This window comes from Methylobacterium sp. GC_Met_3 (genome assembly GCF_026540775.1).
Classification (GTDB): Bacteria; Pseudomonadota; Alphaproteobacteria; order Rhizobiales; family Beijerinckiaceae; genus Methylobacterium.
This window is the reverse complement of record NZ_JALNUL010000003.1, coordinates 1-22,761: the sequence shown is the minus strand read 5'-3', so window position 1 is coordinate 22,761 and position 22,761 is coordinate 1. Positions and strand designations below refer to the sequence as shown.

General features: G+C 67.4%; 22 protein-coding genes. 16 read left to right on the top strand and 6 right to left on the bottom strand.

Translation table 11 applies throughout. The features are described 5' to 3' along the window. Positions 1 to 45 precede the first annotated feature (45 nt). The 3 genes from OXS27_RS05515 to OXS27_RS05505 all read right to left on the bottom strand — a co-directional run bounded on the left by OXS27_RS05515 (position 46) and on the right by OXS27_RS05505 (position 3,843). On the bottom strand, positions 46 to 780 hold the full coding sequence (locus OXS27_RS05515) for a DUF3750 domain-containing protein (protein ID WP_267354858.1): 735 nt from the start codon (positions 778 to 780) through the stop codon (positions 46 to 48). Positions 781 to 878: 98 nt separating this feature from the next. Beyond that, the gene (mdcB, locus tag OXS27_RS05510; protein WP_267354856.1) at positions 879 to 1,733 is read right to left on the bottom strand and encodes a triphosphoribosyl-dephospho-CoA synthase MdcB; all 855 of its coding nucleotides are present in this window, start codon (positions 1,731 to 1,733) and stop codon (positions 879 to 881) included. 127 nt (positions 1,734 to 1,860) lie between these two features. Next, positions 1,861 to 3,843 carry a CoA-transferase gene (locus OXS27_RS05505; protein ID WP_267354854.1) on the bottom strand — a complete coding sequence of 661 codons (1,983 nt, stop codon included), beginning with the start codon at positions 3,841 to 3,843 and terminating at the stop codon, positions 1,861 to 1,863. A 496-nt stretch (positions 3,844 to 4,339) separates the two neighbouring features. Between OXS27_RS05505 and OXS27_RS05500 the strand changes: the two genes are divergently transcribed. The 10 genes from OXS27_RS05500 to OXS27_RS05455 all read left to right on the top strand — a co-directional run bounded on the left by OXS27_RS05500 (position 4,340) and on the right by OXS27_RS05455 (position 13,906). Continuing rightward, positions 4,340 to 4,621 (top strand): hypothetical protein, encoded by a 282-nt coding sequence (locus OXS27_RS05500; protein ID WP_267354852.1) that lies wholly within the window; start codon positions 4,340 to 4,342, stop codon positions 4,619 to 4,621. A 732-nt stretch (positions 4,622 to 5,353) separates the two neighbouring features. Then, complete coding sequence (locus OXS27_RS05495; RefSeq protein ID WP_267354850.1) at positions 5,354 to 6,115, top strand: GntR family transcriptional regulator; 762 nt, start codon at positions 5,354 to 5,356, stop codon at positions 6,113 to 6,115. Continuing rightward, a complete protein-coding gene (locus OXS27_RS05490; protein WP_267354848.1) occupies positions 6,112 to 6,882 on the top strand; it encodes an ABC transporter ATP-binding protein in 771 nt (256 codons plus the stop codon). The genes OXS27_RS05495 and OXS27_RS05490 overlap by 4 nt, the downstream gene beginning before the upstream one ends. After that, the gene (locus tag OXS27_RS05485; RefSeq protein WP_267354846.1) at positions 6,873 to 7,688 is read left to right on the top strand and encodes an ABC transporter permease; all 816 of its coding nucleotides are present in this window, start codon (positions 6,873 to 6,875) and stop codon (positions 7,686 to 7,688) included. The genes OXS27_RS05490 and OXS27_RS05485 overlap by 10 nt, the downstream gene beginning before the upstream one ends. 65 nt (positions 7,689 to 7,753) lie before the next feature. After that, positions 7,754 to 8,728 carry an ABC transporter substrate-binding protein gene (locus tag OXS27_RS05480; RefSeq protein ID WP_243919368.1) on the top strand — a complete coding sequence of 325 codons (975 nt, stop codon included), beginning with the start codon at positions 7,754 to 7,756 and terminating at the stop codon, positions 8,726 to 8,728. A 31-nt stretch (positions 8,729 to 8,759) separates the two neighbouring features. Continuing rightward, positions 8,760 to 9,776 carry a zinc-binding dehydrogenase gene (locus OXS27_RS05475; RefSeq protein ID WP_267354842.1) on the top strand — a complete coding sequence of 339 codons (1,017 nt, stop codon included), beginning with the start codon at positions 8,760 to 8,762 and terminating at the stop codon, positions 9,774 to 9,776. A gap of 194 nt (positions 9,777 to 9,970) precedes the next feature. Beyond that, positions 9,971 to 10,390 carry a PaaI family thioesterase gene (locus OXS27_RS05470; RefSeq protein ID WP_267354840.1) on the top strand — a complete coding sequence of 140 codons (420 nt, stop codon included), beginning with the start codon at positions 9,971 to 9,973 and terminating at the stop codon, positions 10,388 to 10,390. Further along, complete coding sequence (locus OXS27_RS05465; RefSeq protein WP_267354838.1) at positions 10,387 to 11,199, top strand: VOC family protein; 813 nt, start codon at positions 10,387 to 10,389, stop codon at positions 11,197 to 11,199. The genes OXS27_RS05470 and OXS27_RS05465 overlap by 4 nt, the downstream gene beginning before the upstream one ends. Next, positions 11,196 to 12,719, top strand: coding sequence for a class I adenylate-forming enzyme family protein (locus OXS27_RS05460; protein WP_267354836.1), 1,524 nt, complete (start codon positions 11,196 to 11,198; stop codon positions 12,717 to 12,719). Before OXS27_RS05465 ends, OXS27_RS05460 begins: the two co-directional genes overlap by 4 nt. A gap of 242 nt (positions 12,720 to 12,961) precedes the next feature. Then, positions 12,962 to 13,906: an SMP-30/gluconolactonase/LRE family protein gene (locus OXS27_RS05455; RefSeq protein ID WP_267354834.1), complete on the top strand. Its 945-nt coding sequence runs from the start codon at positions 12,962 to 12,964 to the stop codon at positions 13,904 to 13,906. A gap of 84 nt (positions 13,907 to 13,990) precedes the next feature. Here OXS27_RS05455 and OXS27_RS05450 read toward each other — a convergent pair whose 3' ends face one another. The 3 genes from OXS27_RS05450 to OXS27_RS05440 form a co-directional block, all read right to left on the bottom strand. Then, positions 13,991 to 14,773, bottom strand: a complete 783-nt coding sequence (locus OXS27_RS05450) for an ABC transporter ATP-binding protein (RefSeq protein WP_267355297.1) — start codon at positions 14,771 to 14,773, stop codon at positions 13,991 to 13,993. 64 nt (positions 14,774 to 14,837) lie between these two features. Next, on the bottom strand, positions 14,838 to 15,629 hold the full coding sequence (locus OXS27_RS05445; RefSeq protein WP_267354832.1) for an ABC transporter permease: 792 nt from the start codon (positions 15,627 to 15,629) through the stop codon (positions 14,838 to 14,840). 7 nt (positions 15,630 to 15,636) lie between these two features. After that, positions 15,637 to 16,617, bottom strand: a complete 981-nt coding sequence (locus OXS27_RS05440; RefSeq protein ID WP_267354830.1) for an aliphatic sulfonate ABC transporter substrate-binding protein — start codon at positions 16,615 to 16,617, stop codon at positions 15,637 to 15,639. A 384-nt stretch (positions 16,618 to 17,001) separates the two neighbouring features. Here OXS27_RS05440 and OXS27_RS05435 point away from each other — a divergent pair, with 384 nt between their 5' ends. From OXS27_RS05435 to OXS27_RS05410, 6 genes are all read left to right on the top strand, one after another. Beyond that, complete coding sequence (locus OXS27_RS05435; protein WP_267354828.1) at positions 17,002 to 17,238, top strand: hypothetical protein; 237 nt, start codon at positions 17,002 to 17,004, stop codon at positions 17,236 to 17,238. Positions 17,239 to 17,415: 177 nt separating this feature from the next. After that, positions 17,416 to 18,312, top strand: coding sequence for a MetQ/NlpA family ABC transporter substrate-binding protein (locus OXS27_RS05430; protein WP_267354826.1), 897 nt, complete (start codon positions 17,416 to 17,418; stop codon positions 18,310 to 18,312). An 82-nt stretch (positions 18,313 to 18,394) separates the two neighbouring features. Continuing rightward, positions 18,395 to 19,195, top strand: a complete 801-nt coding sequence (locus tag OXS27_RS05425; protein ID WP_267354824.1) for a MetQ/NlpA family ABC transporter substrate-binding protein — start codon at positions 18,395 to 18,397, stop codon at positions 19,193 to 19,195. Between the two features lie 2 nt (positions 19,196 to 19,197). After that, positions 19,198 to 20,325 (top strand): ATP-binding cassette domain-containing protein, encoded by a 1,128-nt coding sequence (locus OXS27_RS05420; protein WP_267354822.1) that lies wholly within the window; start codon positions 19,198 to 19,200, stop codon positions 20,323 to 20,325. Further along, entirely contained in the window at positions 20,306 to 20,959 is a 654-nt protein-coding gene (locus OXS27_RS05415; protein WP_267354820.1) for a methionine ABC transporter permease, read from the top strand. The genes OXS27_RS05420 and OXS27_RS05415 overlap by 20 nt, the downstream gene beginning before the upstream one ends. Then, entirely contained in the window at positions 20,956 to 22,323 is a 1,368-nt protein-coding gene (locus tag OXS27_RS05410; RefSeq protein WP_267354818.1) for an LLM class flavin-dependent oxidoreductase, read from the top strand. The genes OXS27_RS05415 and OXS27_RS05410 overlap by 4 nt, the downstream gene beginning before the upstream one ends. Positions 22,324 to 22,761 lie beyond the last annotated feature (438 nt).

Genomic DNA, 22,761 nt, shown 5'->3' with positions numbered 1-22,761 from the left:
CGGATTCTGACGCCTCGCTCCGGACGCGCAATGCCGTGATCGGCCCTAGATCCCGACGCGTCCGAGGGCTGGCAGCTTGATCCCGGGTCGGCGCAGGTCGATGCCGGCGACGCCGCCGAGCAGGTTCACCTCGATCCCCTCGACCCAGCCGATCGTCAGCCCGGCATAGCCGCCGAGATTGAGCCGCACACCCGTGCCAGAGGGCGTTCGGCCAATCCATCGGCCGTCATAGGGAAAATCCTTGCCGATCGCCGTGGTCGGCAAGCTGGCCTGGATCTCCGGCACGGCCGCCATGACGGCGGCCACGAAGGTATTCGAGTTCGGACCCGGCCAGACAACGTAGTCGCCGGGGCGGGCATAGCGGTACTCGGCCACAGCTTTTCGGATCCGCGGCAGCATCGCCTCGGCAGCCGCTCCGTCCGCCGCGAACACAGTTTCGGGCGGATTGCCGAACCACCGCCCGTCGGGGACGAAGCGGTCGATCCAGATCGGCTGTCCCCAGGCCGTGTAGTCGAAGCGCCGATAGGCGCGCTCACCCGGTCCCTTGATGACGATCCAGCTGTGCGTCGCCACGATCCCGCGCCAGCTCACCGTGCGCGCGGAGAAGATCCGCACGATCGCGCCCGGCTCGCGCTCGGCCTGCGGAAGAAGACCCGCGCTGGAGCGGTCGGCGAGCCGCCAATCCCCGCTGGCACGCAGCCAGTAGAGGGTGGCGGAAATCGCGACGGGCACGATGAAGAGGGCAGCAAGCGCAAGGAGCGCGATCCGGATCAGGGTCACGGGGAGGCCAGGGCAGGGGAGGGCAAGGCAAGGCGGCGAGACACCCTATCTGGGTATGGCCGGCCCCCCGGAGAATGCGACCGAAGAGGCGTGCCCGTTCAGGCCTGTGAAGTCCCGAGGGCATCGAGCAGCAGCGTCGCCGCGAGGAGATCGGCGCATCCGCCGGGGCTGAGCCGCGCCGCCACGAAGGCGCGATGAACTGCGATGGCGCGATCACGCCAGCCGGGCGTGCCGACGCCGCCGGCCTCCGTGAAGGCCGAGGCTTCCGCCCGCGCAGCCACCAGACCGTCCACACCGCCGCGGTGGAGGAGATTCGTATCGTCGACCACGGCGAGCAAGGCGAAAAAGCAATCGACGCGCGCGGCCTCCGGGTCGCCGGGTGCGCGGCCGCGGCCCAACCGCAGCGCAGGCAACCCGATCGCCCGGATCGTGGAAAAGCCCGCCGCCGCCTCGGCGCTCGCGCCACCGACCCCGTATCGCCGGACCACCCGGCCTCCATGACTCACCGGGGATGCCGGCATGCCGGCGATCGCCGCGCCCCAGCGCGCCGCGACCGTCTCCGCGTAAGTCTCCGCGGGGACAGGCGTCCTGCCAATCACACCTGCCGCCGCGCAGATCAGGCCCAGCGAGAAGATCGCGCCGCGATGCGCATTGATCCCCCCGGTGGCGCGCATCATCGCGGCCTCGGCCCGGATGCCGATCGCGCGGAGTTCCGCCATCGTGGCGCCCTGCCCGCCCGCCACCGCAAGGTCCGCGAAGAAGGGCCGGAGCGACGCCGCGCTGCGCCGCAGGGTCTCGGCATCCATATCGTCGTGGCTGCCCGAATCGACCGGGCTGACGAGGCCGGGTTTCGGAAAGGTCTCCAACTCGTCGATCAGCGCAGCATGCGCGCGTGCCGCGAAGTGTTCGGCCCAGGAACCGTCGTGGCGCCCTCGGCCCTCGACGGGCGGCATCGCGAAGCGGTCATCCTGGCGCAGGGTCGAGGCTCCCGGCGACGCCCAGCGGCGTCGCCCGTGACGGGACGGGCCTCGACCGTATACCGGAACAGCGCCCCGCCGTATCCGGGCTCTCCCGATCGCCTCAGGCCGCCGAGGCTACCGCCGGCGAGATCCGCTTGCGCGCCTTCAAGTCCTCGGTGCTGCTCAGGAAGGCCTGGGCTTCCTCCTTGCGCTCGAAGACGTGGGGGGCGACCCCGCGCTTGGTCAGCGCCTCTTCCATCTTCAGGCGCAGGAAGGCGCTGGTCGCGTAGCGGGTCGTGGTCGCGTAGTAATTCGCCTGGAGATACTGGAGCACGCCGGCGTAATCATCGACCAAGTTCTCGTTCAGGCGGAAGCCGTCGTGGTTGATCACGGCGTTGACCCGCTGGCCGGCCTTCCGGCACGCCTCGACGATGGTCATGCGCAACTCGTCCATGTCGCCCTTCACCCGGCAGTACCAGCCCTCCAGGTTGATGAAGAGGATGTTGCGCTCGGCGTCGTAGCTGACGCGGGATTTCAGATCGAGGTTGAGCAGGTCCGAGATCAGCTCCATCGGCTCGTCGCGGAAGATGCGCGGATCCATCGGCACCGGGTTCCGCACCACGGGGGCGAAATCCATGTGGGCGAGGATATCCCGCTCGATGTCGATGCCGGGCGCCACCTCGATCAGTTCCAGCCCGTCGGGCGTCAATTGGAAGACGCAACGCTCGGTCACGTAGAGGACGGGCTGCGAGCGCTCGACCGCATAAGGACCCGAGAAGGTGTTCTGCTGGACCTGGGTGACGAACTTCCGCGCCTTGCCCTCGGTGACGATGCGCACCTGCCCATCGTTGACGGCGATCTCCAGCCCACCGGCCGTAAAGGTGCCGGCGAACACGACGGTGCGGGCGTTCTGTGAGATGTTGATGAAGCCGCCACAACCGTTCAGCTTGCCGCCGAACTTCGAGGTGTTGACGTTGCCGGCGGCATCGCACTCGGCCATGCCCAGACAGGTCATGTCGAGGCCGCCGCCGTCGTAGAAGTCGAACATCTGGTTCTGGTCGATGATGCAGTCGGCGTTCGTGGCCGCGCCGAAGCTCGAACCGGAGGCCAGCACGCCGCCCACCGCCCCGGCCTCGGTGGTCAACGTGATGTAGGGGGTGATCTTCTCCTCGTTGGCCACAGACGAGATGCCCTCCGGCGCGCCGACGCCGAGATTGACCACGCCATTCGGGGGTAGTTCGAAGGCGGCGCGGCGGGCGATGATCTTGCGCTCGTTGAGCGCCATCCGCTTGATGCCGGTGACCGGCACGCGGATCTCCCCGGCCAGCGCGGCGTCGTACACCACGCCGTAGTTCATCCGGTGCATCTCGGGCTCGGCCAGCACGACGCAGTCGACCAGGATGCCGGGTACGCGCACATCCTTGGGCAGCAGGTAGCCGTCATCGACGATGCGCTCGACCTGCGCGATGACGATGCCGCCGTTGTTGCGGGCCGCCATGGCCTGGGCGAGGCAATCGAGGGTCAGCGCCTCCTTCTCGTAGGAGAGGTTGCCCGACGGATCCGCCGAGGTGGCGCGGATGAAGGCGACGTCGATCTTGGTGGCAGTATAGAACAGCCACTCCTCGCCATCGACCTCCACGAGTTTGACGATGTCCTCCGTGGTCAGCTCGTTGACCTTGGCGCCGCCGTGGCGCGGATCGACGTAGGTCTTGAGGCCGACCTTTGAAAACAGGCCCGGCTGACCGGCCGCGCAGGCCCGGTAGAGCTGCGAGATCACGCCTTGAGGCAGGTTGTAGCCGCGGATCAGGTTGTCCTGCGCGGCTTTGGCGACCTTCGGCATGCGGCCGAAATTCGCCGCGATGACCCGCGTGAGCAACCCGTCATGGTGCAGCCGGCCGGTGCCGAGACCTTTGCTGTCGCCCGCGCCCGCCGTCATGATCAGCGTCAGGCCCCTGGGCGAGCCGGTCTCGACGAACCGCGTCTCAAGGGCGGCGTGCAGCGCCTCCGGGATGCAGCTCTGAACGAATCCCGTGGTGGTGAGAACGTCGTTCTCGCGAATCAGCGCGATCGCTTCCTGCGCCGAGATCACCTTGTTCTTCTTCATGGGGCCCGTGATCCTTCCAGACTTCCGATCGCGGCGCCGCTCGCAGGACGGACCGTTCCTGACATCGTCACCTGCCGACTGCGCTCGGCCGGGACGGATCCAGGCGCGAGACCATTCGAGTTTTTCATTCGCATTCTATTGCATCGCATCAATACATGCGGCGTTGCGGCAAGACCGTCGTCTCCGCCAACATGATAATCTATTATGGAGCCGCGTCGCCTTTTAAAAACTCTTCGTCCCAAGGTCAGAAAAATTGTGCCGCCGGGCGCGCCGAGACCGTCGCCGACGACCGGGTCATCCAGTCGGGCGCTGGGGCATCCTGCGCGCCGCGCGATAAGCAGACGGCACCATACGCATCTGTCATATGTTAAATCTTCGCCCGCAAAAGCGCGTGAGATTATCGATTTTACCGGCCTGCTTGGGCCGGTTTTACAATTTTGGTGGTGACGCCTATAAGACTATCGGCTTGGGGAGCGTGTTTGATCAGGAGCACGCCATGAACACCATGACACCGATCGCGGATGAAGCCGCGACGCGTTTTGCATTCAGCCTCCTTCGGAGTGCCTATCTCGATCTCGCGCAGACGCTGCTGCGCATCGAGGCGGAGCCGGCGCGCGAGCTGCTCCAAGGGGTGGAGCACCGGATCGCCTACCGGCTTGGCTCACTTGCGCGAATCGAATCGGATGCTGTTCCGGGGGAAACTGCACTGGCCGTGGCGGCTGGGCAGGTTCAAGCCGTCCTGCGCGACGCCCATCTGCACGACGCTTCCGAGCTCTGAGCAAGTTTCTTGGGATTGGCCGCCGGTTTGGCGACGAGAACCGGCACCTCACCGTGGCTTGAGCGGATGGGATTGTCTCGCCGCGCGTTGCACGACACGCACAGTAGAGGTGTCTCATCAGTCATCCCAACCACCTTCCTAATCCCGAGGTGCCGGAGCGCAACGGAAGCCTTGGGGCAGCTCTCCCAAAGCCGCAACGATCCGTGGAGCCGTCCTCCGTGGCCCGCGGCGCGTCCGCGAAAGAATGAAGGGCTCGTTGGGATCCCCCCGATCGTCCTGCCATCGGGCGCTCTCGCAATTCTGCGTCAGCCTCGGCGTTCCGGACCGAATAAGCTGGGAATCGACCGGCAGCTCAGATCGGATCGCTCTTTTGTCGATCGCCGGACACAGGCACCGCCTTGGCGAACAAGACACAGCTTATTTCCCGATATGGGAGGCTGAGAGAAGCGATCTCCTAGAAACGTCGCCGCAATTGGGTGCGCGTTTCATTTACATGACCAGCAGCGAATGCCCATAAATATGGCATGAGATGCTCACAGCACGTGCTGAGCTGATCACGCAGCCGATCGGAAGCATCTTGACCGGCCTGAACCTCGGTGAACCACGGCTGGTCCATCGACCGGGAAGGCGCGAGCGAGGCACTCACGAACTCGTTTGGCATATGTCGTGCGAGGTGTGAGCTGCTCACAGTGCGCTGTGAGAGACCCAACAGGACGCTGACGAGGTGACGGGATGACGAGCGCTTCTGCACCTCGGTCGACGCGCCCGGCGGTCGGGGTGCTCGCCGTCCCGGACGCGACGCGCAAGGGCAATCAAGCGTACGACCTGTTGCGGCGCGAGATCGTCGCCTGCCGGTTGCTTCCGGGCACGCGGTTCACCGAGGCCGAGGTGATGGAGCACTTCGCGATCGGAAAGGCGAGCTGCCGGATCGCCCTTCAGCGTCTGGCTCAGGAGGGTTTCGTCAGCTCGATGCCCCGGCACGGCTATCGGGTCAGCCCGGTCACCGTGAAGGATGTCGATGAGGTGTTCGCGCTGCGCATGGAGCTCGAACCGCTGGCCGCCCGAGCCGCCGCCGGCCGGGTGAACCGGGCGCATCTGGAACGCCTGGAGCAGGCCTGCCGCCGCCGGATCACGGTGGAGATGGGCAACCAGATCGATTTTTTCCTCGAGGCCAATCGGGGCTTCCACCTCGCGATCGCCGCGGCTGCCGGGAACGGTCGCCTGTATCGAACCCTGTCGGGCCTGCTGGACGAGATGACCCGCCTCGTCGCCCTCGGCTTCGGCGTTCAGGGCGTGCGGCCGAACATCGAGAACGACCACACCGCGCTGATCGAGCATCTCGTGGCCGGGGACGCGGACAGTGCAGCGCTCGTGGCGCGCCGCCACGTCGAGACCTTCCGGGCGATGACGATGGAGAAGGTGATCGCAAGCCTGCGCGACACCGCCGTGGTGCCCCCATCGAGTCGGCCCCTGGCCGAGGGAGGCGAGCCGTGAACGCCGTCGAGCTCGACCATGTCAGCAAGTGGTTCGACCGGCGCGAGGGCGGGCCGCTCCATGTCCTCGACATGATCGACATCGCGATCCCGCAGCACGCGATCGTCGCGATCCTGGGCGCGTCGGGCTGCGGCAAGAGCACCCTCCTCAACATGATCGCCGGGCTGGTCGAACCGGATGAGGGCGCCATCCTCCTCGACGGCATCCCGTCGCACGCCTTCCGTGACTGGCGGGCCATGACGTACATGTTTCAGGAGGACCGGCTGCTCCCTTGGCGCACGGCCGCACAGAACGTCGCCTTCGGGCTCGAAGCCGGGACCATGAGCCGGGCGGAGCGGGTGCGGCGGGTCGATGACACCCTCCGCCTCGTCGGGCTCGACACCTTCCGCGACGCCTACCCGCATGAATTGTCCGGCGGCATGCGCAGCCGGGTGGCGCTCGCGCGCAGCCTCGTCACCGAGCCCAGGATCCTGCTCCTCGACGAGCCGTTCTCGAAACTCGATCCCGAGATCCGCGCGCAGATGCACGCGGAACTGCTGCGCATCGCGGGTCTCCGGGCGATGACCCTGGTCTTCGTCACGCACGACGTCGAGGAAGCGGTCGTGCTGGCCAGCCAAGTGGTCGTCCTGCACCCACGGCCCGGCCGGATCGGCACCGTCCGGGCGATCGATCTGCCCTATCCCCGCGACCCCCTTGCCGCGGAGGTCGCCGAGGAGGTCCGCCGCCTGCGCATCAGCCTCTCCGCCGCGAGCGCGCGATGCTCGTAAAGACCCCGCCGCGCCTGATCCGGCAGGCACGGACCTCCGGCGTCGGACGCCGGGCGGGCGTGCTGCTGCAGCGGCTGGCCCTGCTCGGCCTGGCGCTGGCCGCGTGGCAGATCGGATCGCTGCAGGCGCCGAGCTTCGTCCTGCCGAGCCCCGCGCGGGTCTGGCACACCTGGCTCGGGCTGGTGGCCACGCCCAGTTTCGCCGCCGATCTCGGCATCACGCTGGGCCGGATCGGCGCAGGCCTCGCGTTCGCCGCCCTCGTGGGGCTGCCGCTCGGCCTGCTGCTCGGCGCGAGCCCCCGTCTCGGCCGCTTCTTCGAGCCGGTGCTGACAGTGACCAACACGGTCTCGTCGGCGATCTGGGCGATCTTCGCGCTGATCTGGTTCGGTCTCTCGAACTGGACCACGATCTTCGTGGTGTTCATGACCGCGATGCCCCTGATCCTGACCAACGTCTGGCAGGGCACGCGCACGGTCAGCACCGAGCATCTCGAGCTGGCCCGCACCTTCCGCATGCCGCGCCACAAGGTGCTGACCAAGATCTATCTGCCGACGATCCTGCCCGCGTTCTTCTCGGGCGCGCGCCTCGCCATCGGCTTCGGGGCGCGTGTCGTCCTCGTGGCCGAGTCGCTGGGGGCGAGCAGCGGCATCGGCTACCGCCTGCGGCAGGCGGCGGATCTCGTCCAGACCGATCAGGTCTTCGCCTGGACCCTGACCCTCGTCGCCCTGATGATCGGGGTCGAGACGCTCGTCCTGAAACCGGCGGAACAGCGCCTGTTCGCCTGGAAGAAGGTGGCGCAGCCGTGACGGCCGACACCGCCCGGGGCCACGCCCGTCGCATGTTCCGCCCATCGTATCTCCCGGAGAACGCCTTGAAACGGATTCTCGCCGTCGCCGCGCTCTGCACACTCGGCCTGCCCGGCCTCGCGCGCGCCGAGACGGTGCGCATCGGCTACTGGAGCTCCGGCATCAGCCTCGGCTTCGGCGCCGTGCTGGAGGCCGGCAAGTTCATGGAGAAGGAGGGCCTGACCGCCGAGTACATCAAGTTCCCGGATGTGAACGCGCCGACCAAGGCCATGGCCGCCGGGGCGATCGATTTCGCGATCGCGGCAAGCGCGGGAACGGCGCTGAGCGTCACCGCCGACGGCCTGCCGATGAGCATCGTCCTGGCGACGCAGGTGGCTGATCTCGACTTCGTCGTCCCCGCGGACTCGCCGATCCGGACGATGGCCGACCTCAAGGGCAAGAAGATCGGCACCTCGCCGGCGGGCAGCGGCACCGCCGCCATCGCGGCGGCGATCCTGGAGACCAATCACGGCCTCAAGCCCGCGGATTACCAGGCCGTGCCCGGCAACGACTCTCGGCTGGCACAATTCCTCGTCCAGAAGGACATCGACGCGGCGGCTCTGCGCACCGTGACCCTCGCGCTCCTGCCGGACGTGAAGCTGCGCCGGCTCGGCAGCTTCCGCGCCGAGTGGAAGCAGCTCACCCGGCAGGACGCGCCGCCGGTCCTCGGCGTCGGCCTGATGCGCAACGCCTGGATGGCGCAGAACCCGGACGCGCCCGCCAAGGTCGTGGCTGCGATGCGCAAGGCCTACGCCTTCGGTAAGGCTGACAAGCCAGCCGTGGCTGGGATCCTGAAGGCCGCCGCGAACCTGAGCGATGCCGACTCCGCAGCCTACGGGAGTCTCTGGGACGGCATCTACACGGTCAGCATGGAGCCCGCCGACATCGCCTCGCTGAAGCGGGAGTTCGATGTGTTCAAGGCCGTTGGCGTCGTCCAGGGCAGCCTGCCCGACGCGGCCCTGGTTCCCGGCCCCTACGAGCGGTCGAAGACGATCCCGTAGCCTTCCCGACCTGCAGAAGAAGGTTTTCACGATGGCTGAAACCATGAAGGCGCTCGTGCTGGAGGCGCATGGTGATATCGACACGCTGAAGGTGGTGGCCGACTATCCGAAGCCGTCCCCCGGCGCGGGCGAAGTCGTCATCCGGGTCGGCGCGTCCTCGTTCAACTACCATGACGTGTTCACCGTGAAGGGCATGCCCGGCATCAAGGTGCCGATGCCGGTGGTCATCGGCCTCGACATGGCCGGGCAGATCGTCGAGCTGGGCGAAGGCGTTGCGGATTGGCACGTCGGCGACCGGGTGCTGGTCAACCCGCTCAACCGGGCCAAGGGCCTGATGGGTGAGATGCTCGACGGCGGCATGGCCGAGTATTGCCGGGTCTCGACGAGCCAGCTGATCGCGATGCCGCCGGACGTGAGCTACGCGGATGCCGCCTCCCTGCCGGTGGCATACGGCACGGCCCACCGCATGCTGATCACCCACAACACGGTGAAGGCCGGCGACACGGTCCTGATCCTCGGCGCGAGCGGCGGTGTTGGGACGGGCTGCGTGATGCTGGCCAAGCAGCTCGGCGCCGAGGTGATCGCCTGCGCGGGCAGCGAAGAGAAGATGGCGGCGCTCAAGGCGCTCGGGGCCGACCACGTCGTCAACTACCGCGAGACCGACTTCTCCAAGTGGGCGATCCAGCACTACGGCAAGCCCCAGCGCCGTACCTACGAGGGCGGCGTCGACGTAGTGATCAACTTCACCGGCGGCGACACCTGGGTGCCCTCGCTCAAATGCCTGAAGCGCGGCGGCACGCTGCTCGTCTGCGGCGCGACCGCCGGGCACGATCCAAAGGAGGATCTCCGCTACATCTGGAGCTTCGAGCTCAAGGTGATCGGCTCCAACAGCTTCTACGACGACGACCTGTCGGCCCTGATGGAGATGATCCAAGCCGGCACGCTGAAGCCGACCATCGACAAGCTCCTGCCCCTCGAAGAGGCCGCCGAAGGCTTGCGGATGATCCGCGACCGCGAGGTCATGGGCAAGATCGTCGTCACCCCCTGACGCCCGCCCGGGATCACGCCTTCGGCTGCGGTACCGCCGCCTCGCACCGCGGGGCTTTCCCCTCTCCCTTGCGGGGAGGTCAGGGGTGGGGGTGGTGCAGAAGGCACCGCAGCGCCCCATTCTGAGCCACCCCCACCTCCAACTCCTCCCCACAAGGGGGGGAGGAGCGTCCTGCCCGAGGAGATCCCGAAGCCATGTCCGACACCCCCCTCAGCAAGGAGCAGGTCGAGGCGCTGCTGCTGCGCGGCCCGTTCCACCAGTGGCTCGGTCTCTCCGTGGTCGCCGTCGGCGAGGGCACGATCGAGCTGAAGGCGACGTGGCGGCCGGAATGGGTCGTCAATGCCGAGCGCGGCTACGTGCACGGCGGCATCCTGGCGACCCTAGTCGATCTCACCGCCGACTGGGCGTTGGTCTCCAGGACCGGCCGAGGCGTTCCGACTGTCGACCTGCGCGTCGATTACCACCGCGCCGCGATGCAGGGCGATCTCACCTGCCGCGGCACGGTGGTGAAGTTCGGCAACCAGCTCTCGGTGGCCGAGGCCCAGATCCTCGACGATTCAGGCCGCCTGCTCGCGAGCGGGCGCGGCGTCTACATGACAGCGCCGGCCAAATGAGCGGGCCGCACCCCGCCGCCCCGGCGGACGGGGCCCTCGACCACGTGGTGATCAACGTGGTGCGGCGGATGGACGAGGCGGCGGACCTGTTCGCTGCCCTCGGCTTCCAGCTTACGCCCCGCGGCCACCACTCGCTCGGCTCCATCAACCACCTGATGATGACGCCGGGCCCCTACCTGGAACTCGTCGGCGTGCCCGAAAGCGGCGCGCAGCGACAGGACGTTCTGGACAGCCCGTTCGGCCTGAACGGGCTCGTGGTGGCAAGCCGGGACGCGGACGTGACCCAAGCCCGCCTTGCCGCTCTGGGGCTCGCGGCCGGCCCACCCGTCGCCTTCTCGCGTCCGGTGATAGTCGATGGGCACGAGGAAGCGGCCCGGTTCCGCACGGTGCGGGTTCCGGCACACTTGTTTCCGGCGGGTCGCCTCTACCATTGCGAGCACCTGACCCCGGATCTCGTCTGGCGCCCGGAATGGCTCGACCATCCGAACGGCTTTTCGGGCATCGACGCGCTGACGATCGAGAGCCCGGCACCGGAGGTTGACGCCCCTCTCTACGCGGCCGCGAGCGGCGCGCCGGCCGAGGCCGCGGGCGGCGTCTGGACCCTGCGGCTCGGGACGACGCGGATCGCGATCGTGCCGGGGCCGGCGGCCCGCTTCGCCACTTTGGCGTTGCGCTTCCGCGGCCTCGATGCCCTTGAGGCCCGCGCGACTGCCCTCCCAGCGGCAACGTGGGTCCGGCACGGGCCGGACAAGGCCGAGCTGACGCTGCCGGCCTTCGGCCTTCAACTCCCGTGCAGGGCAGCCCCATGATGCGCCCGGCCACCGATGCGACCAATCTCGGCGACCTCGTCGACCGGTCCGGGCCGCCGGACAAGCCACTGATCATCGGCGTCGCCCCCGATGGCGAGCCCGTGGTGATGACCCGCGCCGACTTGGACGACCGAGCCAACGCCTTCGCGCGCGGCCTCGCGCGTGGCGGGATCGCCCGCGGGACACGAATCGCGATCCTCGCGGCCAACCGGCCCGACACCATCGCGGCGCTTCTCGGCGCGATGCGGGCCGGCGTGGTCCCGGTCCCGGTCAATCACAAGTTTCCGTCGGCCACGATCGCCGCCGTGCTCGACGATTGCGGCGCACAGCTCGTGCTCTGCGACGGCCCGCGTTGGGCGATGCTGGCGGGGCTCGGTCTCAACATTCACGTCGCCGTGTTCGATGAGGGCGGGCCGGCCGGTTTTGCGGCCTGGCTCGATCCCGGGCCCTTCGTGCCGATCGTGCCCGAGCCCGACGAGGCGGCTCTGTTCCTCTACACGTCCGGCTCCACGGGCCGACCGAAGGGCGTGCGGCTGAGCCATGCCAGCCATCTCTGGGTGGCCCGGACGCGCGCCGCGGAGACGAAGCTGCGCGACGACCGGCTGCTCGTGGCGGCGCCGCTCTATCACATGAACGCTCTGGCCCTGGCGCTCCTGGTCTGCGCGGCCGGCGCAACGATGGTTCTGCTGCCGCAATTCGAGGCCCGGGCCTACATCGCGGCGATCGACCGGCACCGCTGCACGTGGCTCACCGCCGTGCCGCCGATGATCGCCATGATGCTGCGGGAGGCGGATCTCCTCGCGGAGGCCGACCTCACCGGCGTGCGCACGGTTCGAATGGGATCGGCGCCGGTCAACGACGCCCTGGCCGGGCAGATCCGCGCCCTCCTGCCGAACGCCCGCATCCTCAATGCCTACGGCACCACCGAGGGCGGCCCGGTCGTGTTCGGCGACCATCCGGACGGCCTGCCGACGCCGGTCGCGTCGGTCGGCGCGCCGCATCCCCAGGTCGCAGTGCGCCTCCTCTGGCCGGACGCCCCGGAGATCGGCATCCTGCAGGTGCGCAGCCCCGCGATCATGCTCGGCTACCACAACCGGCCGGACGTGCCGGTGCCGATCACGGCGGACGGCTTCTACGACACCGGCGACGTTTTTCGCCGCGACGCGGACGGGTTCTACTATTTCGTCGGCCGGACCGACGACATGTTCGTCTCCGGCGGCGAAAACATTTTTCCCGGCGAGGTCGAGATCGTGCTGGAGCGCCACCCTGCGGTGCTCCAGGCCTGCGTGGTGCCCGTGGACGACGCCATCAAGGGCACGAAGCCCGTCGCCTTCGTGGTCCGCCGGCCCGGCGCCCTTGTCGACGAGGCCGCCCTCAAGGCGCACGCACTCGCCCACGCGCCGGCCTACCAGCATCCCCGCCGGGTCTGGTTCGTCGACGCGCTCCCGCTCGCCTCAACCAACAAGATCGACCGCGCGGCCCTGCGCCTGCTCGCCGAGCAGGCCGTCAGAACGGCCTGACGAGACCACCGGACGCGGGAACCATCAAGGGGCGATCGACTGCGCCGATAGGGCGGAGCGCGCCGCGGACACTCCGCCGGCGATACGTCGCGCGCATCCGTGACCGCGACTGGCACGCTCGCACCGGAGCTTGCCCTGCAGCGGAAATCCGGATCGGCGACAGAACAGCCGCGCGTGCGGGTGATTATCGGACCGATGGCGGCCACGTTCCGGCCGCCGGATGGCTGCGTTGCCGAGGAGTCATGATCGCGCAATCCGCATCGAACCTTCTGCGCCGGCCCGGCCCGCCGGCGCCCGTATCTCACATCGATCCCCCGCGCGCTTCGGACCCGCGCTTCTCCGAGGCCGTTCCGCACCATGCGCGCCTGGTTTCGCTCTACGACCAAGCCACGTTCTGCGAAGGCCCGACTTGGTGGCCGGCCCGGGACATCTTGGTGTGGTCGGACATTGAAGGCCGTCGCGTGCTCGGTTGGCATACGGATGGCTGCGTGCGCGTCGTCATCGACGCGACGCCCTTCATCAACGGCAACGCCGTCGACCGGAACGGCGACCTGATCCATTGCGAACATGGGAATCGCCGCCTGTCCCGGACGACTCCGGATGGCCGATACGGCGCCCTGGTTGAAACCTACGAGGGGCGCCGCTTCAACGCGCCGAACGACGTCATCTGCGCCGCCGACGGCGCCCTCTGGTTCAGCGATCCGGGATACGGTTTGCGTCAACCCAAACAAGGGGTGCTGGCAGAACCCGACCTCGACCATCGCAGCGTCTACCGCTTCGATCCGACTTCGGGGATCGTGCGCCGCATGGCCGATCTCGGCCAGCCGAACGGGCTGGCCTTCGCACCGGATGGCCGCACCCTCTATGTCAGCGACACCTCGCGCACGGAAGGCGGCGACGGCCACACGATCTACGCCTTCCCGGTCGGAGACGATCAGAGCCTCGGCGCGCCGTCCGTCTTCGCCACGGTCGAGCCCGGAGTACCGGACGGCTTCTGCGTGGATCGCCGTGGCTGGATCTGGACGAGTTCAGAGGCCGGGGTGCAGGTCTTTTCGGCGGAGGGACATCGGCTCGGGCTGATCCCGACGCCGCAGGTCTGCTCGAACTGCTGCTTTGGCCCGGACGAGGCCCGCCTGTTCATCACGTCGAAGGAACATCTCTACGCCCTCGATCTCGCGCCGGGATGAGGCGTTTGGTCGATTGCCGCAATCCGATCCCGACGGGTTGATCCGCGATCGTCGTCTGGACTTCGAGATCGCAACGAAGGACCTCTACCACCAGCCGGCCCGCATCTCTGGTGCCGGGTCACGGCGCGCGATCGGGGGATGCAATGAGCGATCGAGGGCGGCCATGACCCGGCGTACCGCCTCCTCGTAGCGCGCCGAGACCGGATCGCGCGGACGCGGCAAATCAATCGCGACGGTCTCTTCGAGCCGGCCCGGCTTCGGCCGCATCACCACGACCCGGTCGGCCAGCGTCACGGCCTCACCCACGTCATGCGTGACGATCAGGATCGTGGGTTTCGATGCGGCCCAGAGATCGAGCAGCTGCTCATGCAGGCCGCGGCGCGTGAAGGCATCGAGCGCGGAGAAGGGTTCATCGAGCAGCAGCACCCGTGGTCGCGGGACGAACGCCCGGGCGATGGCCACGCGTTGCTGCTGACCGCCGGACAACTCCCGTGGCCAGCGCCGGCCATGCTCCGCCAGACCGACCCGCTCCAGGGCTTCGGTCACACGCGCCCGGTTCTCCGATCGCCCGAGACCGCCCAGACCGAAGCCGACATTATCGGCGACGGTCAGCCAGGGCAGCAGCCGCGGTTCCTGGAAAACGACGCCGACACGGGGATGCGGCTCAAGGATCGTCTCGCCATCGACCGCCACGGCCCCGGCGCTGGCACGATCGAGTCCCGCAATCAGCCGGAGCAAGGTCGTCTTGCCGCAGCCGGATCCGCCGATCAGCGCGACGATCTCGCCAGGCGCGGCCGACAGGCCGATGTCCGAAAGCGCCTGCGTGCCGTCCGCATAAGTCTTCGAGAGGGAATCGACGATCAGCACAGGCAACCCTGGAACGAGCGGGACATCTCAGCGCGCGAGACGCCACCACCTTGGCGCTCGGCCGTCACAGGCTTTCCCGCACCGTATCCTGCCAGCGCGTCAAGGGGCGCGTCAGCACGACGAAGAGCTTGTCGGCCAGCTTCCCGGCCAGCGCGAAGGCGATGATGGCGGCCAGGATCTGATCGGGCTTGCCGAGTTGCTGGCCATCGACGAGCAGGTAGCCGAGGCCCTCGGAGGCCCCCATGAGTTCGGCCGCGACCACGAACAGGAAGCCGAGCCCGAGGCCGGTGCGCAGCCCGACCAGCGTCGCGGGCAGTACTGCAGGGAGCAGGATGCGCCGGGCCATGGCGAGGCGCGACAACCGATAGATCCGCCCGACCTCGACGAGCTTGCGGTCGACCGAGGCGATCGCTCCGGACACGCCGACATAGACGGGGAAGAACACCCCGACGGCGATCAGCAGGATCTTCGGCGTCTCCAAGATGCCGAACCAGAGGATGAAAAGCGGGACCCAGGCGAGCGACGGAACCGCGCGCAGCGCCTGCAGGCTCGGATCGCAGATCCGGCGCACCAGCGGCAGCATCGCGACCGCGGTGCCCATCAGGATCCCGGCGGCGGCACCCCCGAGGAAACCGAGGCCGACCCGGATCAGCGTCGCTTCGACGTGGGACAGGAGATCGCCCGACGCGGCGAGTTCAAAAAGCGTGGCGCCGATCCGGCTCGGCGGCGGCAAAAGGCGCCCGGATGCCGCACCGGTATCGACCGCGATCTCCCATCCGACCGCGAGGGCTATCGGGAGCGCGAGCGCGAGACCGACCCCGAGACCGAAGCGGCCACCCTGCCGCAACACCGGCATCCCCGCCTCAACGGGCGGCGACGGGATTGAAGCGCGAGTCGAGCAGAGCATCGACCGCGGCGGCGACATCCGTATTAGACGGGATCACGCCGGCCTGCTGAAGGGCAAGGCCAGCCGCTTTGATCGCTTCCGCCTGGGCCGACCCGATCGTCGGCTGCGACAGGTCGGTGCGCTCCAACTGGCGAGCGATCACCGGTTCGGGAAGCTTGGTGGCGGCGACCAGGGATGCGCTGAGCGCCTGCGGGTTGGCCAGCGCGTAGGCGCGGGCGCGCTCGTAGGCCGCGATGACCACTTGTACGAGATCAGGATGGGCCTGCGCGAACGCCTCGCGCACATCGAGCAGGCCCCAAGTGTTAGCCGCCGCGTCGCGGTAGAACAGCACGTCGTCGTTCTCGATCTCGGCCGCGGCCATCATTGGGTCGAGCCCCGCCCAGGCGTCGACGTCCCCGCGATCGAGGGCGGTTCGGCCATCCGCATGCTGGAGCAGGACGAGCTTGGCGTCCTTCTCGGTCAGGCCTGCACCCTGGAGCGCGCGAATGAGGAAGATGTGCGGATCGGTACCACGGGTGACGGCGACGCGTTTCCCCTTCAAGTCGGCGGGCTTGGCGATGCCGGTGTCCTTACGGGTGACGAGGGCCGTCCATTCCGGGCGCGAGAAGGCGTAGATCGCGCGGATCGGATTGCCGTTGATCCGCGCCACGAGGGCCGCGGCGCCCGCCGCCGAGCCGACGTCGATCGCGCCGGCATTCAGGTACTCGAGCGCCTTGTTGGATCCGAGCGATTGGACCCAGCGGACCTTGATGCCCTTCGGCGCCAGCGCCTCCTCCAGAAAACCCTTCTCCTTCAGGAGCAGGCCGACCGGATTGTAGGTCGCCCAATCGAGGCGGATCTCCTTCGGATCCTCGGCGCGGGCCATCTGCCCGAACGACCCCGGCAGGGTCGCCAGGGCGAGGCCGGCGGCCAGGACGAGTCGGCGGGTTGCGGACATCAACGATACCTTGAGAAGCACCGCCCTGCGGAAACGGCGGCTATGGGAGAGCTCAGGAAAGGATCTGGCGGTCAAGTCAATCAGCGGGGCATTCCAAAGATCGCGCGCCTCAACCGCGCGATCCGGGTGTCGTCGCGACGCGGACAGGGAATTGCGGCAAGGCGGGCGGCCCGGATCGCAATCGCCGGAGATAATGTTCTCATCACCACCCGTCGACCCGCCATGGGCTAGATATTCCAAGTATTTTCTGGCTGTCGACTTAAATTAAAAGGATGATGCCGCCAATTCTACACCATATCGGGTAATTTATACGTCTCTTGATCTCGCAATCAAAAATTTTATTGTTACCGCCATCACAACTGTCGACGCGCGATCCGTCGGCAAATGCGCCCGAAGACAGAGGGCGGAAAAATGGTTTGCTCCCGCAAAGGCTCGATCCGCAACGTCCTTCTGCATGCACCACAATATTTGGCAGACCTTTTCGTTGGATCGTCCGGATTTCGTTGGGAGGATCGCGGCTTCCTCAAGGAGGCCACGCGCGGCGTCCCACCGATCATGCCGCAAATCCCCGCCGCAGCCGTTACCGCTCCACGATTGGATGTTGTCGGCGGCAGCGCCTGAACTAACGGAAAACCGATTTTCCAGTCGCTGGCTTGGTAGCCTTCGAAGCGGACGATCCCGACTTGCCCGCCGCCCGGAAACGACTCATGTCGAAGCCCGAAATCCATGACGACAGCGAGCGGGAGAACATCGATCGTTTCAAACAGAGGAACACGGAAACGATGCTCCTCAAACAGGTTGAAATTCGATATTTGCTACTCTTGCACGAAGTGCTGTGTTTCGGGATACGAAGAAGAACGCTTATCTTCAAGACGACTTCAAAAAATGCATACCGTGCCTGCATCGACTCGTCGTGTATTTCTGTCCGGCGCCGTGGCCTTGAGCCTCGGACCGGCACGTGCAGCAGTGCCGCCGCTGCGGGTCGTGGCCTCGTCCGTTCCACACGTGGAAATCCTCGATTTTGTCGCGGACAAGCTCGCTGCCGACCTCCCTTTGAAGATCATTGAGATCTCGGGCGATCTTCGTCCGAACGCCCTGCTGCGGGACGGCGACGCCGACGCCAACTTCTTCCAGCACGTGCCCTTCCTTCGCACCGAGGAGGCCGCCATGGGGGTGCACTTCGCGGTCGTCGCGGCGGTGCATATCGAACCGCTCGGATTGTACAGCCGCCGCGTCAAAGCGCTCAATGCCCTGCCGACCGGCGGTCTCGTCTCCCTGTCGAACACCGTTTCGAACACCAATCGCGGACTGTTGCTGCTGCAGGCCAACGGGTTGATCCGGCTGCGCACGAAGGACGCGGGTGCACTCGCAACCCTTGATGACGTCATCGAGAATCCGAAGAAACTCCGGTTCGTCGAGATCGCGCCACCGCAAGTACCGCGCTCCCTCGATGACGTTGCCCTCGCGGTGATCAACGGAAATTACGCTTTGGAAGCGGGGCTGGAGCCGGCGCGGGATGCGCTCGCGCTCGAACGCGCCGAGGGCAACCCGTATGCGAACGTCCTCGTCACGACCGAGGGCCTGGCGAAGGATCCCCGCGTGCTGCGCCTCGGGACGTTGCTGACTTCGGCCGAAGTCGCGGCATTCATCCGCACCCGCTACCGCGGCTCGGTCCTTCCGGTCCGCCCGTCCTGAGCGACGCGGCCGCCGCACTGAGTTCGAACCCTCGACATCCTGCCGTGTCTCACCTGAGCCGGTCGACCGGAGTCCACGACCGATGCGCTTTCTGAAGACCGTCGCCCTCGCCCTGTTGTGCCTGGGCACTATAGCGGCAGAGGCCGAGATCTTGAGGATCGGAACCGTGCCGGGCGCCTACAGCGATGCGCTCAACGCCGTCGCCAAGGAAGCCAAGGCGCAGGACATCGAGCTGAAGGTGATCGAGTTCAGCGACTGGACGACGCCGAACGTCGCCCTTGATGCCGGCGATATCGACCTGAACTTCTTCCAGCATCGGCCCTTCCTGGAGAACGCCGCGAAGCAGAAGGGCTACCGGTTCGACATCGTCGGGCTCGGCATCCTGCAGAATATCGGGCTGTTTTCGCTCAGGCATAAGAGCCTGGATCGGATACCGGCGGGCGGAAAGGTCGCCATCGCCAACGATCCGGTGAATCAGGGGCGCGCCCTTCTGCTCCTCCAGAAAGCCGGCCTCATCAAGCTCAAGGACGGCGTCGGCTTCCTCGGCACCGTCGATGACATCACCGAGAACCCGAAGAAGCTGACCTTCACCGAGGTCGAGGGACCGCAGCTCGTGCGGATCACCGGCGATGTCGATCTCGCGCAAGGCTATCCGCATTTCATAGTCGCCGCCGGCGCCTTCGATCCGACGAGCGGTCTGATCTATTCCGGAATCGAGGACAAGCTGTTCGCGGTGAGCTTCGTCGCCAAAGCGTCGCGCAAGGAGGATCCGACGATCAAGAAATTCGTCGCCCTCTTCCAGAACTCCGAGGCCGTGAGGCAGCAGATCCACACCTCCTTCGCCGGCAGCGACAAGTTGTATCTGCTCGCATGGCGGAATTGACCATGGCGGTCCTGGCTCTGGACAGTCTCGGGACGGCACGCCCGGCCCAACGGGAAACGGCAGGTCCCGATGCGATCCCGCTCATCCGGGTCGAAGCAGGCTTGCGCGGCACCGTGCGGTTCGAGAACGTTTCGAAGACATACCGCTCTGCGGCCGGCGAGGTCTTCGCGCTCGACGACGTCTGCCTCGACATCGCGTGTGGCGCGATCTTCGGCATCATCGGCCGTTCCGGCGCCGGGAAATCGACCCTGCTGCGCACCGTCAACCGACTGGAGCGGCCGACATCGGGCCGGGTGCTGGTCGATGGCGAACCGATCGCCGCTCTGGGGACCGACGGCCTCGTGGCCCTGCGCCGCCGCATCGGCATGATCTTCCAGCACTTCAACCTGCTCTCGGCCAAGACCGTCCGCCAGAACGTGGCGCTGCCGCTCACGGTGGCGGGGGTCGGCAAGGCGGAGATCGCCCACCGGGTGGAGGAGGCGCTGCGCCTCGTCGGCCTTGAGGACAAGGCTGAGACCTATCCGTCCCGCCTGTCGGGCGGGCAGAAGCAGCGCGTCGGCATCGCCCGCGCCCTGGTGAGCGACCCGGAGATCCTGCTCTGCGACGAGGCGACCTCGGCGCTTGACCCGGAAACCACCGTGTCGATCCTGAGCCTGCTGCGCGACATCAACCGGCGGCTCGGTCTCACCATCATCCTCATCACCCACGAGATGAGCGTGATCCGCGAGATCTGCACTAACGTCGTGGTGCTGGAGGCGGGCCGGATCGCCGAGTCCGGGCCGGTCTGGCGGGTTCTCGGCACGCCGGAGCACCCGGCGACGCGGGCGCTGCTCGCCCCCCTGACCCGCGACCTGCCGGAGGATCTGGCGGGACGGCTCACGCCCTACCCGACACCCGGCAGCAGGGCCGTGTTGCGGATCACCTATTCCGGGCGGACACCGCCCGACCTGTCGACTCTCGTCGCGGCCACGGGCGGGCCCGTGCACCTGCTGCAGGCCGGCATCGAGCGGATCCAGGGGCACGCGGTCGGCCACCTGCTCATCGCCGCCGCCGGCACCGAGGCAGAGGGCCGGCTGAGGGCCATCGGGGAAACCGTCGAAAGGATCGGCTATGTCGCCGCAGATGATTGACCGACTCTGGCAGGCGGCGTTCGACACCCTGTTCATGGTCGGCGTGTCCGGGGCGATCGCCGTGCTCGCCGGCATTCCCCTCGCGCTGTTCCTCGTCACCTCCGAGCCCGGCGGGATCTTTCCGGCGCCGCCGGCCAACCGTCTCGTCGGCATGGTGGTGAACGGTTTCCGCGCCGTGCCCTTCATCGTGCTGCTCGTAGCGCTGATTCCGTTCACCCGATTCGTCGTCGGCACCACCATCGGGGTCTGGGCCGCGATCGTCCCGCTCGCCGTGAGCGCGACGCCGTTCTTCGCGCGGATCGCCGAGGTCTCGCTACGGGAGGTCGATCCCGGGCTGATCGAGGCCGCGCAATCCATCGGCTGCCGCCGCCGCCACATCCTCCTCCACGTGCTTCTGCCCGAGGCCCTGCCGGGGATCGTCGGCGGCTTCACCATCACGGTCGTATCGATGATCGGCGCTTCGGCGGTGGCCGGCGCGGTCGGTGCGGGCGGACTCGGTGACGTCGCCATCCGCTACGGCTACCAGCGCTTCGACACGCCGGTGATGTCCGTGGTGATCGCGATGCTGATCGTCCTGGTGTGTCTCGTGCAGATCGCCGGCGACAGCGTGGTGCGCAGGCTCCGGGCGCGATGACGGCCCCCCGCAAGCAGATCCGTCTCAACGCGTTCAACATGAACTGCGTCGGACACATCCACCACGGCCTGTGGACCCACCCGCGCGACCAATCCGGCGCCTACAACACGCTGCGCTATTGGACCGATCAGGCGCAGCTTCTGGAACGCGGCCTGTTCGACGGAATGTTCATCGCCGACATCCTCGGCGTCTACGACATCTACGGCGGCGGCATCGACGTGACCGCGCGGGAGGCCGTGCAATTGCCGGTCAATGACCCAACGCTGATCGTCCCGGCCATGGCGGCGGTGACGGAGCATCTGGGCTTCGGCGTCACTGTCAACGTCTTCGCGGAGGCGCCCTACACCTTCGCCCGGCGGTTCTCGACCCTCGACCACCTCACCGACGGCCGGGTCGGCTGGAACATCGTCACCGGCTACCTCGAAAGCGCCCATCGCGGCCGGGGCGAAGCGCTCCCGGCCCATGATCGCCGCTACGATTACGCCGACGAGTATCTGGAGGTGCTCTACAAGCTCTGGGAGGGAAGCTGGGACGATGCGGCGGTGCGCCGTGACCGCGCAGCACGCGTCTTCAGCGATCCGGCGAAGATCCGGCCGGTTTCTCATCGCGGCGAGTTCCTGGCGGTCGAGGGAACCCATCTCTGCCAGCCCTCACTTCAGCGGACGCCCGTCCTTTACCAAGCGGGCGCCTCCGGCCGTGGCCGTGCCTTCGCGGGTCGGCACGCCGAATGCGTGTTCATCTCGGCCCGGGACAAGCCGTCCGCCCGAGAGGCCGTGCGCGCCATCCGCGCTGAGGCCACCGCGGCCGGACGCGACCCGCAGGACGTGAAGGTGTTCATCGGCATCGCGGTCATCCCCGGCCGTACCCGCGCGGAGGCCGAGGATAAGCGCGCCGAATACATGCGCTACGCCAGCGCCGAGGCCGGGCTCGCGCATTTCTCGGCCTCTACAGGCATCGACTTCGCCCGCTACGGCCTCGACGAGCCGATCCCCTATGGTCCCGGTAACGCGATCCAGTCGGCGACGGCAGCAGCGGCGAAACGTGGGTTGACCAAGCGCGACCTCCTGGCGGAACTTGGCCTGGGCGGGCGCTACGCCGTGTTGACTGGCGACGCCGTTTCCGTCGCCGATGAGCTGCAATCTTGGGTCGAAGAAGGCGAGGTGGACGGCTTCAATCTCAGCCGGATCGTCGTGCCGGAGAGCTTTTCGGACTTCATCGACCTCGTGATCCCCGAACTTCAGGATCGCAGCCTCTACAAGACCGCGTATGCGCCCGGATCGCTTCGGCGGAAGCTGTTCGGCGCGGGCGACCGCCTCCCTGAGCGCCACGCTGCCCATGCTTTCCGGAACATGGTCGGGCTTTGACGTCCGACGCGATGGACGCTCGAATAAAGACTATTCGATTTTGTCGGATCGAAATCCGACGCTGAGCGGCCATTGCATGCGAGAACGGCATGTCCGGTCAGCTGGGTGACGGCGCAAACCTGTAGCCCTCGCCCCACCGTATCGCTGCAGCGCGCATCTACCGCTCCGCCCTCAGACGCGGAGCGCGCGGAGAGCCCTGCCACGCTGCGGCCCAGGAAGGCGTGCCCTTCCGGGAAACCGGAAAGGCAATCGGTCGCCAGTTTGGCGCCAGCCAAATCGCCGACTCATCGGGAGGCGGAAGCGCCTTTTTGCCGGCTAGCGAAAGGGGGTCGCGAACAGTAGCCCGGCCTACATCACACGGTCGGTGATGGTCTGAGCATAGGGCACCGAGTTCCGAAACGAGGGCCGCTGCTCCAGGCGGTCGCTGAAGGCAGCTAG

Bases quoted from the DNA above. Each gene is read 5' to 3' on its own strand.
- mdcB (WP_267354856.1), bottom strand. From the start codon at position 1,733: ATGCCGCCCGTCGAGGGCCGAGGGCGCCACGACGGTTCCTGGGCCGAA.
- OXS27_RS05505 (WP_267354854.1), bottom strand. From the start codon at position 3,843: ATGAAGAAGAACAAGGTGATCTCGGCGCAGGAAGCGATCGCGCTGATT.
- OXS27_RS05500 (WP_267354852.1), top strand. From the start codon at position 4,340: ATGAACACCATGACACCGATCGCGGATGAAGCCGCGACGCGTTTTGCA.
- OXS27_RS05495 (WP_267354850.1), top strand. From the start codon at position 5,354: ATGACGAGCGCTTCTGCACCTCGGTCGACGCGCCCGGCGGTCGGGGTG.
- OXS27_RS05485 (WP_267354846.1), top strand. From the start codon at position 6,873: ATGCTCGTAAAGACCCCGCCGCGCCTGATCCGGCAGGCACGGACCTCC.
- OXS27_RS05475 (WP_267354842.1), top strand. From the start codon at position 8,760: ATGGCTGAAACCATGAAGGCGCTCGTGCTGGAGGCGCATGGTGATATC.
- OXS27_RS05470 (WP_267354840.1), top strand. From the start codon at position 9,971: ATGTCCGACACCCCCCTCAGCAAGGAGCAGGTCGAGGCGCTGCTGCTG.
- OXS27_RS05465 (WP_267354838.1), top strand. From the start codon at position 10,387: ATGAGCGGGCCGCACCCCGCCGCCCCGGCGGACGGGGCCCTCGACCAC.
- OXS27_RS05460 (WP_267354836.1), top strand. From the start codon at position 11,196: ATGATGCGCCCGGCCACCGATGCGACCAATCTCGGCGACCTCGTCGAC.
- OXS27_RS05455 (WP_267354834.1), top strand. From the start codon at position 12,962: ATGATCGCGCAATCCGCATCGAACCTTCTGCGCCGGCCCGGCCCGCCG.
- OXS27_RS05445 (WP_267354832.1), bottom strand. From the start codon at position 15,629: ATGCCGGTGTTGCGGCAGGGTGGCCGCTTCGGTCTCGGGGTCGGTCTC.
- OXS27_RS05440 (WP_267354830.1), bottom strand. From the start codon at position 16,617: ATGTCCGCAACCCGCCGACTCGTCCTGGCCGCCGGCCTCGCCCTGGCG.
- OXS27_RS05435 (WP_267354828.1), top strand. From the start codon at position 17,002: ATGCGCCCGAAGACAGAGGGCGGAAAAATGGTTTGCTCCCGCAAAGGC.
- OXS27_RS05425 (WP_267354824.1), top strand. From the start codon at position 18,395: ATGCGCTTTCTGAAGACCGTCGCCCTCGCCCTGTTGTGCCTGGGCACT.
- OXS27_RS05420 (WP_267354822.1), top strand. From the start codon at position 19,198: ATGGCGGTCCTGGCTCTGGACAGTCTCGGGACGGCACGCCCGGCCCAA.
- OXS27_RS05415 (WP_267354820.1), top strand. From the start codon at position 20,306: ATGTCGCCGCAGATGATTGACCGACTCTGGCAGGCGGCGTTCGACACC.
- OXS27_RS05410 (WP_267354818.1), top strand. From the start codon at position 20,956: ATGACGGCCCCCCGCAAGCAGATCCGTCTCAACGCGTTCAACATGAAC.